Source organism: Tigheibacillus halophilus (genome assembly GCF_042683165.1).
Classification (GTDB): domain Bacteria; phylum Bacillota; class Bacilli; order Bacillales; family Amphibacillaceae; genus Tigheibacillus; species Tigheibacillus halophilus.
This window is the reverse complement of sequence record NZ_JBHUIZ010000003.1, coordinates 412527-425274: the sequence shown is the minus strand read 5'-3', so window position 1 is coordinate 425274 and position 12748 is coordinate 412527. Positions and strand designations below refer to the sequence as shown.

Here is a 12748-nt window from a genome sequence, read left to right as displayed (position 1 = left end):
AGAACTGCTCAGTACGCCAAACATCATTCACTGTTATCACACATGCATACAAATGTATTCTCAGCTTTGAAAGGGGGGATAATTATGGGCTTCGGAATGGGATATGGATGCGGATGCCAAAACTACGCACAACCGGTTAGCTGCGGTGGCGGCGGCAGAGGCTTTGCATTAATCGTGGTGTTATTCATCCTGTTGATTATCGTTGGTGCTTGCTGGTGCTAATGAAAAAACATGGGTAAGCTTCATTCAGTGGAGGCATTCATCCTCCACTGAATGAATATCTATATTTCTCTGTTCATTGTAAAAGAAAATTCACTGGCTTTTTTCAATAAACCTTTGCATCACATGAATGGTTCGCATACAATCATTCAAATCAGACCATTCTTCAGGGCTATGACTGATGCCATCCCTGCTTTTTGTGAATAACATGGCGATCGGTACCATTGCGCCGATAATCATCGCATCGTGACCTGCACCGCTAGGCAGCCTGAACGGTTTGATACCAAGTTCCTCCAAGGCATCAGCTAATAACTGCTGTGTTTCCTCTGCAATTGGGACAGGCTCAACACGGAGAGTTTCTTTGCTGCTGACCTTCACATCGTAATCTTTTGCAATTTCTTCCGCAGCCGCTTTAATTTCTGCCACTAATGCATCCCGCGCTTCCAAATGGATATCACGTATATCTACATACAGTGTTACTGCACCCGGGATGACATTCACACCGTTTGGAGAAATTTCCTGCTTGCCAACGGTAGCTACTGCTGTTTCGCTGAACGTTGCGGGTAATTTATTCACAGCTGTAACAAACGTACTTGCCGCAACAAGGGCGTCTTTTCGATCAGACATTGGTGTATTTCCTGCATGTCCGGCTTCACCTGTAAAAGTGAATTCAATCCAACAAGGGCCGGCTATGCCAGTGACAATCCCACAAGGCAAATCCGCTTTTTCCAAGCGTTTTCCTTGCTCTATATGAGTTTCTACATACAAGGAAATATCATCAGGCGCGCGTTTTGCCATAACATAGCTTTCCTCATCCAGCCCGTTTTGCTCCAATACTTCCCGAAAGCTTAATCCCTGAGAATCCCTGAGCTGGCGCTTTGCAGCAAGCTCATAATTGCCAGTGACAGCTTCACTGCCGTTTAACCCGCCATTAAAACGCGCCCCCTCTTCATCTGAGAAAACAGCAATTTCATAATTTCTTTCCGGAACAAATCCAGTTTGCAGCCAAGCTTCCGCCACTTCCATCGCAGCAATGACCCCAAGTGTACCATCAAAATGACCGCCATTAGGTACACTGTCCACATGCGAACCAGCCACGATAGCTGGAATGTCTGGATTTTTGCCTTCCAGTATACCGAATATATTACCTGCACCATCCTCACGTACCGCCAGCCCCGCCTGCCTCATCCAGCCAGAGACCAGCCTTTTCGCTTCTCTTTCCTCAGAGGTGTAACCAGGACGATTAGAGCCATTTTCTGCCGTCAGTCCTATCCTGGCCAATTCATTAAAGCGTTTGGCGACTCGCTTGCCGGAAAGCCCTTCCCTATCGAAAGCCGGGTCATAGTTTTTTAATAATTTATCTTGTAAAAATGTATCTGTCGGCCACATGTCTTCTCCTCCTTTATGCACCTTGCTGAAAGCTTTCATGCACCAATAACGCAGAGGCGTTCCTGGCAATATGGTACAGCAACTTTCTCCTTCGTACCGCAACAAAAAGATAGTATCATCAAGATAGGCATGATACCATCTTTTGTTTTACGGTATAGTTATGCTCTGCCTTACAATATGTTTTTCTCTACTTTTCCATTTTTTACAACAACCTGGATATTGTTATTATCCGCAAGCGATTCAATATTTTCTAAAGGATTTCCTTTCACTACAATGATATCAGCCAGTTTTCCCTCTTCAATAGTGCCTAGGCGGTCCTGCCACCCCAAACACGCTGCCGCTGTTTTTGTCGTAGCAACAATCGCTTCCATCGGTGACATGCCTCCTTCGGTCATCAAGGCAAGCTCCCGCAAATTTGTCCCATGCTTCATCACACCGGCATCAGTTCCCATTGCGATTTTCACACCGGCCTTATAAGCTTTCGTGAAGCTTGCCTTGTGTGCTTCAATCACTTCTTTGGATTTTTGCACTGCTGTATCAGGCATTCCTACATCTTTAGCTGTTTCCAAAACAGCGACTGGAGCCAATAAGGTCGGTACTAAGAACGTACCATTTTCGAGCATTAATTCAATTGCTTCATCATCAAGAAAAATGCCATGTTCTATGGAATGGATCCCAGCTTTGACTGCATTTTTGATTCCCTCTGCGCCTTGGGCATGCGCCATCACTTTAACCCCTTTGCGGAACTTAGCCTCTTCCACGATTACTGCCAGCTCCTCAGGCGAAAATTGCGTGAATTCTGGATGGTCTGTCGCACTCAACACCCCGCCGGTAGCATGGACTTTAATGACTTCCGCACCCGCACGGAGCATCTCACGGACTTTTTTGCGGACTTCCTCCTTACCATCACATTTGCCGCTCGGCATTCCCGGATAATCCTGCGCTTGCAAATCCAAAACGTTGCCTGATACCGTATAACCATCACCGTGACCGCCGGTAATGGTCAAGGCGTTGATGCTTAATTGCAACCTTGGACCAGCGATCAATCCTTCTTCAACTGCTTTTTTCACACCAAGGTCAGTCCCAAGCGCATCTCTGACCGAAGTGATACCAGCATGCAATGTTGTCTTTAAATATTCTGCTGCTTGATAAAAGTTGAAAGAAAATGGGGTCGCGAGCCTGTCGGCGACCGATTTATATTCCATCATCATATGGACATGTGTGTCTATGAAGCCCGGCAAGATCGCTCCGCCTGCCGCATCAATGACTTTTTCATTTCCTGTTGCCTCATACCCGTCTGTTGAACCGGCGTATATTATCTTTTCATCTTCAACCACGACGGTGGCGTCTTTTTGCGGTTCTCCCCCATTGCCGTCAATGAATAGGCCATTCCTAATGATTGTTTTGCTCATTTTTCATCCCTCTTTCATTATTGTTTGTCAAATTAACTGTTCTGAAAAAATATATTCTTTTTATTGAAACGTATTTAAAATTTACTTGTAATTCATTTGCTTCACAATGTTTGTATCAGAATACCGGCAACAATGACAGACGCGACTGTTACAGTGGTGAATCCGCCAATCAGCATCGGTGCCAGCAGTTCATTGAAGATAAGTTTTTCCTCCTTTTTATTTCTTGCCATGCTTCTGCTGACTTCTTCACATAGTAAATAATCACCCGGAAAGCCGAATAATGCAGTAAGAGCTACCGGCATACCTTTATACGGATCCCATTTCATCAGCTTCGACATGATATATCCGCCCAATGCAATGCCTGCTGTACCAATAATCAAAATGGCCAGAATGGCTGGCAGATTGTGCAGCACCTCGCTTGGTGTCACATCCGCCATTGTACCGATAACAACAAAGATAATAGCAATCATCGTAATCGTGAATGAATTGGCTCTTTCCAAAGACTTTTCTTCCAGCAGCCCGGTCTTGGTACCAATAATACCGATAGCCAGGCACCAAAGGCTGTAATGGATTGGCGTCAGTTCACCGAGCATGACCCCGATTGCTGCACCGACAAAAACTACAAATAATTTAATCGTCATACTTTGCCTGATCGGATGTTGTTCCTTCTCACTCATGGCAGCGGTCTCGTCTTCCTGGACCATTGGCATGAATGTGCCGCTATCCATGGCTTGCTGCATTTTAAATGCATATTTACGCATGAAATTCATTGCTAGTGGCATCCCCATCACACCTTGGAAAGCAACAACAAGTGCCGGGATGACAACCAAGCTGGTAAGTCCAAGCGCCTGTAATTTTTCAGAGGTGATCAATAGTGCGATAATCCCTCCGCTGATTGGACCTACACCAGCCACCGCAGTGGGATAATCAAAGAAAAGTGTGATAAGTCCCAGAATGAGCAAACCGGAAACGACTACACCTCCCAGCGCTATCAATACCGCTTTGTATTGGCTCTTTAGCAGTGAAAATGGAATCAGTGTACCCATGTGTGTAATCGCCGGACCAATCAAAATGGCTCCCAGCGCGGCGAATGTTGATTTGTCCATGATATCTTTTGGGAAAATGCCTGTCCAGATACAAATCAGATAGCCGACCATAGCTGTCAGCAACATAGGAATTCTTGCCCGGGAAATGATGGACAGCATCTCCCCAAGCGCGATTAAAGCAAAAATGCATACAGTTGCAATTAATGGGTTACTTAACATTCGCCTTCCTCCTGTGAATCGTGATGAGATAAATAATTCGTGATGATATGTAATATATCACTATAAATTCAGTATGTCCATTATTTTTTCACTATTCCTGACGATACTTGTTTTCACTTGTCAGAAGGTATAATCCAGAAAAAATTACCATTGTTATTACAAGCTGGGTTGCATATAATGAGAACAAACGTTCCTGCGGGAGGAGAGACAAAATGGACTACACTGCTTATCCAAGAAATGATGTATTATGCATCGATATGCGTTCTTTTTATGCCAGTGTGGAAGCCGTCAAGCTCGGCTTAGATCCGATGAAAGCGTTACTTGCTGTGGTCGGCGATCCAAATAGATCAGGAAGTATTGTCCTTGCCGCCTCCCCAGCTTTAAAGGAAAAGTATGGTATCAGCAATGTCAGCCGTTTTTTTGAGCTGCCTATACATGATCCCGCACTCATCATCGTCCAAGCGCATATGGGGGATTACATTCATGTTTCCGTTGAAATCACCAAGCTATTAATGGAGTATGCGCCAAAAGAAGCGATACACCCTTATTCTATTGATGAAATCTGGGTAACTGTCAATGGACTTGAAAAACTATTCGGCGACCCTTGCCAGATCGCTCGCAAAATCAGGGCAGAGATTCTGGAAAGCTTTGGTATTACTTGCTCCATTGGAATAGGAGATAATAAATTCCTGGCTAAAGTCGTCATGGATTTGCACGCAAAAAAGCAAGGTATTGCTGTATGCAGATATGAAGATGTCTCTGAAAAATTGTGGCCTGCTCCTATTGAAAAAATCTGGGGTATAGGCAACCGGATGAAAAAAAACCTGAACCGTATGGGAATCATCACACTGGGACAGCTTGCCGGCTCAGACTTGAAATATTTAAAAAAGCGTTTTGGCGTCATGGGGGAACAATTGTATTGGCATGCTTGGGGCATAGACCTTAGTCCAGTTTTCGGCGATTTTATAAAAACAGAACAAAAAAGTTTTGGTCATGGCATGACACTGCTGCGCGATTATAGCGAATCAGAAATAGGAATCTGCATTCTCGAATTATGTGAAGAAACCTGCCGCCGTGCCAGAACAGCAAAACAAGCAGGCAAAACCATTCATCTTGGCATTGGCTATTCCAAAGAGAGCAGCGGCGGCTTCAGCCGTTCCCGATCCATCATTACACCAACAAATATCACAATGGATATGTATGAAGTCTGTATGCAGCTGTTCCGAACATTTTACGATGGAAGCAGCAGCATTCGCAGAGTGTACGTCACTCTGGGACATTTATATGACGATGATCAGACACAATTGAATCTGTTCGAAGACATCTCTAAACGTAAAAATCTTGGTTTTGTCATGGACAATATTCGGGAAAAATACGGATCTACTGCCATTTTACGGGCATCGAGTTATCTGCCGGGAGGGATAGCGATCGATCGCAGTAAAAAAATCGGGGGCCATTTCGCATGACATGACCCCCGGTTTTATGTTTAGTGACAGGTGCAAAAAAATACGTTCAATCCAATTCAATATTGACAATTTCCCCTGTATCTACCGCGACATTCACCTCGTATTTCACGCCCTGGGCAGTCACAATATCTACTTCATACACTTGAATACCATGTTCCGTATCCAGTTCGATTTTGATAACCTGCCCAGGTACCTGTTGCAGCGCCGTATGCATCGCCTCTTCTATCGTAACCCGTCTCATGCCGGAATATCCGTTGACAGGAGGGTAATAATAGCCATCATAAAACATTTGGCCCAGCTCCTTTTTTCCTCTATTCGTATCATCCTATGTCACGTCAAAAGAAAAGTGCCTATATACAGAAAAAAGGAATTCTATTTTCTTACGCAAAAAAAGCAAGTGCTCCCCCTGAAGTTGAGCACTTGCAAATGCATACTACACCCTATTCGGTTATTTAATCTTTTCCAATTCATTTTGAATATCTGCCATGATTTTTCCTGCCTTTTCCCAATCACCTTCGGAAGCGGCTTTCTGGTAATCATCAAACAGCTCTGCAATATTATGCAACTGGGTCTGTGCATCTTGAGAAGGGGCTTTCTCTTCTTTTTCCCCTCCTTTTGTTTTTTCATTTTCTTTGTCTTCCTCTTTTTTCCCCGTTTTGTGATCGGGGTCAATCATCGCAAGAATCTTATCAAGTGATTTTTCAAACGTGCTTTCCATCACGATATGATCACCATATGCCATAATCACTTGCTTCACTTCAGGAAGCGAAGTTTCATTGGATGATTCAATATATACAGGCTCGACATACAGTACTGTGTCTTCCATCGGAATTGCCAGCAAGTTCCCGCGAATGACATCAGAACCCCCCTGTGCCCACAGGTTCAGTTGTTGTGAAATCACACTATCCTGGTTGATTCGATTTTCTATCTGCTGTGGCCCGTAAATATTTTTCTGTTTCGGAAAACGATAAACAAACATTTCGCCATAATGTTCCCTGTCATTACGAACACCGATCCAGGAAATCATGTTCTGACGCTTCTTCGGGGTATATGGCTGCATAAGAATAAACTCTTCCTTATCATTTTCCGGCAGTTTCATCGTGATATAGTAAGGCTCCATCGTAATGTCCTCATTGAAATACTTTTCTGTCGGGAACTGCCAGAAATCTTCCCTGTTATAAAATACTTCCAGATTGGACATATGATAAGTGCCGTACATTTTCGCCTGAATTTTAAACAAGTCTTCCGGATAGCGGAAATGGTCCCGCACATCCGCAGGGATATCTTTTGTGAAAAGTTCCGGAAAAATCTTCATGTATGTTTGCAGCAACGGATCTTTCGGCTCGACTACATAGAATTTAACCTCTCCAGTATATGCATCAATGGTCACTTTCACCGCATTGCGTACATAGTTTTGATTTCCCTGATGTGGCTCAGCGTACGGATAACTGTCCGCCTTCAGATAAGCATCAATCATCCAAGAGAGTGTGCCATCTTTGCGAACGAACAAATATGGATCATCGTCATAATCGAAAAACGGAGCGATCCGCTTTACACGATCCACGATATTACGCGTTTCCATAAATTGACTTTTTTTCGTCAGCTGTTCGGATGTAATCATGCGTACGGAGCCTTCCTTGATTGCGAACAGGAAGCGATTGATTCCTTTCAGTGGAATGCCGGTACGCGCCTGATATTCATTTGATTTATTGTCATCGCCGGATGGATAGTCAAACTCTTTCACTTTGGAATTGACGATGACATTAGGATAATCCTCTTCCCCAAAATAAATTTGTGGACGTTTGATGTCCAAAACCCCCTCTGGCGGGAGATTCTTTATCATATATTCCGGCTGCCCTTGACTAGTCACCTTGTTAACATGGCTCATGGCTACCCCATAGCCATGGGTATATCTCAGCGTACGGTTCACCCAAGTTTTAGCCTGTGCGGGCAAATCGTCCGTGCTCAGTTCCCTTGCACCGACAAAAACCTGTTGATAATCACCATCGATACGATAGCGGTCGATATCCATATCGTTGAATTCATAATAAGTCCGGAACGTCTGAAGCTGGTTATAAATATCATGCAATGGACGGGAATCATTCAGCCTTACGTTGTCAATCGTGAGCTGGTTACGCTTGATCATATCCTCATCCAGTGAATCATTGCCGGGGTTTTCCTTGACGGTTATGTCATCCAAACTGTAAGCAGCTTTTGTATAATTCAAATTATGCTCCAAAAACGGCTTCTCTTTGGAAAACTCATTTGGCGACACCACAAAGCTCTGCACGATGACCGAAGCGCCTTGCGCCAAAATGACAACGCCAAGATAGACAACAATTGGTACAGCCATCGATTCTAGTTTTCCACGGACCATCGCCATGATCATCCAAATTGTACCTAGAATAGCGACAGCTGCTAAAACGTAAGATGCCGGATTATTGATCAATTTATCCGTGTAGCTTAGACCATGCACAACACTTTTTTGAAAAATGTTGACCTGGTCTGTCAGCATTGTGCCATAAGGTCCAAGTATATGAAGCGCGGCAAGCAGGATGCCTACAATACCAAGTGTCAATCCCATATGCACCTGTGCAGATCGGTTCATTCTGTATATATGGAACATGGCGTATGCTGCGATTTCAATCAAAAGGAAAAATATCGCTAAACCAAGTAATACAAATAATACGAACTTCATGAATGGCAATATAAACATGTAAAAAGAAACATCCATATGAAAATATGGATCTGTTTTTCCAAAGGATGCATGTTTCAGTACTTTGAGCGTTGGCTCCCATCCTACACCCTTGACAATCTCGCTGCCGACGACACCAACTAAAATAGAAATAACTGTCTTTATCAACACACCGAGTTTCTTACTTGGAAAATACCCCGGCAAAGATTGCGGGCCAAAATGATGCACATACACCCGCAAGATCCATGACAAGGTGAAGTATGTCAGTACCGCAAACAAGACAAAACCTGCCAAACCAAGCAGTATACGGCTTGACAATATCGTAGTATAAACTTTTTCAAATCCGAGTGAGTCCATCCAAATATAGTCCGTGATCCAATGGAACGTTGATAGCACAACCGTCAGCAATACTATCAAAACAGCGATGGCAATGCCGAATCCCCAGCCAAATTTTTTGATTTTTTTTATCTGTTTCTCAGATAAATTTCCGCGATAATCCAATATGCCCCTCCTCATTCTATGTATCTTTCAGCCAACAACCTGCAGTCATTGACCTTCTTTCGCTATGCCAGCAGCCAAACCTGGCAACAGTGCGGTCCCCGCTTACTATCATCATATCAGATTCGTCTGACACTTGCCGCTTGTAATACGAATTGGTTCAAAAAAAGTTTCAACTGGATGAAAGGTGCAAAAAGAAGCATAGCTCCCTGAACTTGCATTTGAAGGAAATCTCACGCTAAGGAGCTAGTGTAAACAAAAATCCGCAAGACTGGTTATTGTCAGCCATGCGGAAATATCTTTTTATATATGATCCTTATACCATTTAGCAGCAGATTCCACTTCTTGCATCGTCAACTGATGGCCATGGTCAAGCCAGCACATTTGAACGTTTGCGCCGGCACCAGTCAGGAGAGATTGAAGTTCTTCAGACTCAGACACCGGACAAATCGGATCGTTTTTCCCAGCGGAAATGAATATTTCTTTCCCGTTTAAATCCGGAAGCTCCATGTCTCTTTTTGGTACCATCGGATGATGTAAAATGGCTCCGCGTAACGCATTTTGATAATGGAATAATAAACTGGCAGCGATGTTCGCCCCATTAGAATAGCCAATAGCCACTACATTCTCGCCATCAAAGTCATAATTAGCTGCGGCTTCCCGAATAAAATCATACAATTCCTTCGTACGCAACTGCAAATCTGCTTCATCAAAAACCCCTTCGGCCAAACGTTTAAAAAAACGAGGCATGCCATTTTCCAGAACGTTGCCCCGGACACTAAGCACATTGGCCTTCGGGTCGATTTTTGCAGCCAGCGGCAACAGGTCTTCCTCAGTCCCTCCTGTTCCATGCAGCAATAGCAGCGTTGTTTTTGCATCATCACCATATTTCTTGAAAATATGTTTCATTCTGAACATCCTTTCCGCAACCTTCATTTTTTATAAAGCTTCTTAATAAAGCTTCCTATATGAGCAGAATCAACCTTTGCGTGACACATTCACAACCAACCAATTGTCACAAAAGCTGGTTCGCCATTGGAATAAAGAAATCTACTCCACTTCATACCTTCCATGCTATTTTGTACCCATTTCATATATTCTTCATTCGAGTTTTGTAGAAAAATAGTAGCTTAACTGTCGAAAAAGAAAGGTCAGACCATTTTTTCTGCATGATAGCCAAGTTTCTTAAGCTGGACAATCATTTCTTCTTTTTCTTTTGGAGTCAGCCCTCCCATAATTCGGCAGATCGCTTGGCTATGCTCCGGGAAAATACCATCCATTAACATTTTTCCCTCGGATGTCAAACTCGCAAACGTTACCCTGCGATCTTCTGCATTGGTTTTACGGATAAGCCATTTTTTTTGTTCCAATTTATCAATGACATAAGTAATACTGCTGCTGGCAAGCAGCACTTTTTGTCCTATTTTTTGGATTGGCTGGTCTCCTTTATGATATAGCAGCTCCAATACAGCGAATTCCGTCAAATTAAGCTGATGCTTTTTAATATCACGGACCACCTGTTTTTCCACTGATTGCAACGCACGGGTCAATACCACGAATAATTTCAAAGACAAATCAATATCATATTCATCTGTTTTTGCCATTTTGTTAGCCTCCTAACAACTTTACTTCGAATTCGAGATAATTATATCTTTATTCCCCTTTCCTGTCAAGTGCCCGTCCGAAGATCAGCGCCAGCGGAAAGCAAGTGTCAACTTGCAGCATTCTGGCTGTTCCGCTTTGGAAGTCAGTGAAATCCGTAATTGGTCTGGATTGTATTGCACATCTACCTTTTCTGTAATCCCAGTGGAAGATACCAGGGACTGTACCTTGGGTTTATCACCCTGCTGCGCCGCATTCATAATCTCGCGTGCAAATGTGCTGGACGTAGAAACTCTTTTCACAAAAAGTTCTGCGTCTTTCATTAATGTCTGGAAAGATGCCGCGGATTTTGAAAAAACATTTATGTCCACCGGCGGATACTGCGGACGTGCCACATCAATATTCTGGCTTTTATATCGATACGGATGATATGCGTAAACAGGATAATAAGCATAAAATACCGGATACATGATACCCCTCCTTAACTAAGATAGTTTATGTGAAAGGCTGTTGTCACGTGTCGGCAGCCTATAGTGAAAATCACACGAACGTATGTTATACTCATAACATGATCAAAAGGAGGATGTTTTACATTGAGTAAATCTCAAGCACAAAAAATACGTGAACAGCGCATACGCGCGGGTAAAAGAGATCCGCAATTAAATCGAAGCCCATTCGCCTTGCTGAATTTAGCCTCGCGAAAAACCAAAACAAAAAAAGATCATATCTATCGAACAAAACACAAGAATCGTCATTTTCCAGCCCAGGAGAACGATTCTTTTTATTTACTTGTATCAAAACGTTCTCCGGCATAAAATGAATACATATCCCAAAAGTCCCGCTTTTTAAACCCAATAGAAGATAGTTCAGATCTGTTTTTCAGGAGGATCTTATGAGCAAATGGTTTTATCTCAATTTTGGTCTATTCGTCATCGCTGTATGGAAAATCATCGGTCATGCTTTACATACCACTTTGACCCCATCAATCTGGATCGGGTTTATGGGCCTGGCTTTTTTTCTTTTTAACTGGACAAGACACGCAGTTTTTTCTACAATACGCAGCCATCCAAGGAGAGAAACGAAAATCCGGCTCGCCAGGATTTCAAAAAAAGTGGTGCCCTACCATCGTTATATGGGCACCACTGCACTGTTGCTTGTTGTCATTCATGCTGTCTCTATGTTTTATCGTTATGGTTTCGTGTCCCGCTGGCCAAAAATGTGGATGGGTTTGATTGCAGCCATCATCCTTTTGTTCATGGTCTTATCAGGCTGGCTGCGATTATTTTGGCCCTCTGTCAAAAAACGCTATCTGCACATTTATTTGGGGATGTTGCTTTTTTTCCTCATCTTTATCCACATCATTCTGTGACCCTGTTGGGAGGCAGAACGCGTTATACATCAAAAAGATCAAGCCAAATTTTAATTGCCGTAACCAAAATCAAAACAGCAAGAATTCCTTGCAACACTTTGGTATCCATTTTTTTGCCAAGCTTCGCTCCCATTGGTGAGGATATTAAACTGGCGATGATCATGATGGCTGCAGGTCCATATAAAATTTGTCCGGTAAGAATTTTTCCTGCAGCAGAACCAATCGATGAAATGAATGTGATAGCGAGTGATGCTGCAATCGTCATTCGGACAGGAATTTTCAAAACCAGCAGCATGATAGGAACAAGCATGAATGCGCCTCCTGCGCCTACAATACCTGCACCGATTCCAACGATGAAAGCAAGAATTGATGCCCAAATCCCGTTGAATCTGGAGATATCATATTCATTGCTGTCCAACCCTTTTTTGGGGACAAACATCATCACGGCAGCTGCCAGCGCAAGCAGGCCATAGACCATATCGATTTCATTTTCAGCCATGAATGATGAAAGATATGCACCAGCCAAACTGCCCGCAAGGATGCTGATACCCATATACATCACGATCGTTTTGTTCAGATAGCCTCCCTTACGATACGCAAGGGCTCCGCTAACCGATGCAAAAAACACTTGAATGGCAGTGATGCCGGAAACTTCATATGATGTGAAATGAGCGACGCCCAGCATTGCGGGAATGTATAATAACATTGGAAAATTGATGATGGCTCCTCCAATACCTACCATCCCGGAGATGAAGGAGCCAAGGAATCCAATGATGAATATCGTCAATATAAACATCAAACTGGACATGCTTACACCTTCTTACTAACGAATT

Annotated in this window: 13 protein-coding genes; 4 read left to right on the top strand and 9 right to left on the bottom strand. The window is 43.3% G+C overall.

What is annotated here, in order from left to right; all coding sequences use genetic code 11:
- The first annotated feature begins 81 nt into the window (after nt 1–81).
- A complete protein-coding gene (locus ACFSMW_RS02665; RefSeq protein WP_390353892.1) occupies nt 82–222 on the top strand; it encodes a YjcZ family sporulation protein in 141 nt (46 codons plus the stop codon).
- A 90-nt stretch (nt 223–312) separates the two neighbouring features.
- Here ACFSMW_RS02665 and ACFSMW_RS02660 read toward each other — a convergent pair whose 3' ends face one another.
- The 3 genes from ACFSMW_RS02660 to ACFSMW_RS02650 all read right to left on the bottom strand — a co-directional run bounded on the left by ACFSMW_RS02660 (nt 313) and on the right by ACFSMW_RS02650 (nt 4285).
- Nucleotides 313–1608: a M20 family metallo-hydrolase gene (locus ACFSMW_RS02660; RefSeq protein WP_390352779.1), complete on the bottom strand. Its 1296-nt coding sequence runs from the start codon at nt 1606–1608 to the stop codon at nt 313–315.
- 170 nt (nt 1609–1778) lie between these two features.
- Nucleotides 1779–3020, bottom strand: coding sequence for a metal-dependent hydrolase family protein (locus tag ACFSMW_RS02655; RefSeq protein ID WP_390352777.1), 1242 nt, complete (start codon nt 3018–3020; stop codon nt 1779–1781).
- A gap of 101 nt (nt 3021–3121) precedes the next feature.
- Nucleotides 3122–4285 carry a hypothetical protein gene (locus ACFSMW_RS02650; RefSeq protein WP_390352775.1) on the bottom strand — a complete coding sequence of 388 codons (1164 nt, stop codon included), beginning with the start codon at nt 4283–4285 and terminating at the stop codon, nt 3122–3124.
- A gap of 212 nt (nt 4286–4497) precedes the next feature.
- On the opposite strand from ACFSMW_RS02650, the gene ACFSMW_RS02645 reads away from it, so the two are divergent.
- Nucleotides 4498–5751 (top strand): DNA polymerase IV, encoded by a 1254-nt coding sequence (locus ACFSMW_RS02645; protein WP_390352773.1) that lies wholly within the window; start codon nt 4498–4500, stop codon nt 5749–5751.
- A 46-nt stretch (nt 5752–5797) separates the two neighbouring features.
- Here ACFSMW_RS02645 and ACFSMW_RS02640 read toward each other — a convergent pair whose 3' ends face one another.
- From ACFSMW_RS02640 to ACFSMW_RS02620, 5 genes are all read right to left on the bottom strand, one after another.
- On the bottom strand, nt 5798–6040 hold the full coding sequence (locus ACFSMW_RS02640) for a PepSY domain-containing protein (protein WP_390352771.1): 243 nt from the start codon (nt 6038–6040) through the stop codon (nt 5798–5800).
- Between the two features lie 159 nt (nt 6041–6199).
- Nucleotides 6200–8947: a UPF0182 family membrane protein gene (locus ACFSMW_RS02635; protein WP_390352769.1), complete on the bottom strand. Its 2748-nt coding sequence runs from the start codon at nt 8945–8947 to the stop codon at nt 6200–6202.
- 300 nt (nt 8948–9247) lie between these two features.
- Complete coding sequence (locus ACFSMW_RS02630) at nt 9248–9853, bottom strand: alpha/beta hydrolase (RefSeq protein ID WP_390352768.1); 606 nt, start codon at nt 9851–9853, stop codon at nt 9248–9250.
- Between the two features lie 242 nt (nt 9854–10095).
- Complete coding sequence (locus tag ACFSMW_RS02625) at nt 10096–10548, bottom strand: MarR family winged helix-turn-helix transcriptional regulator (RefSeq protein WP_390352766.1); 453 nt, start codon at nt 10546–10548, stop codon at nt 10096–10098.
- Nucleotides 10549–10632: 84 nt separating this feature from the next.
- Entirely contained in the window at nt 10633–11016 is a 384-nt protein-coding gene (locus ACFSMW_RS02620) for a YuzC family spore coat inner layer protein (protein WP_390352765.1), read from the bottom strand.
- Between the two features lie 123 nt (nt 11017–11139).
- Between ACFSMW_RS02620 and ACFSMW_RS02615 the strand changes: the two genes are divergently transcribed.
- Complete coding sequence (locus ACFSMW_RS02615; RefSeq protein ID WP_390352763.1) at nt 11140–11361, top strand: hypothetical protein; 222 nt, start codon at nt 11140–11142, stop codon at nt 11359–11361.
- 77 nt (nt 11362–11438) lie between these two features.
- Nucleotides 11439–11915, top strand: a complete 477-nt coding sequence (locus tag ACFSMW_RS02610) for a hypothetical protein (RefSeq protein WP_390352761.1) — start codon at nt 11439–11441, stop codon at nt 11913–11915.
- Between the two features lie 22 nt (nt 11916–11937).
- On the opposite strand, the gene ACFSMW_RS02605 is transcribed toward ACFSMW_RS02610, so the two are convergent.
- Nucleotides 11938–12723, bottom strand: a complete 786-nt coding sequence (locus ACFSMW_RS02605; protein ID WP_390352760.1) for a sulfite exporter TauE/SafE family protein — start codon at nt 12721–12723, stop codon at nt 11938–11940.
- Nucleotides 12724–12748: the final 25 nt, after the last annotated feature.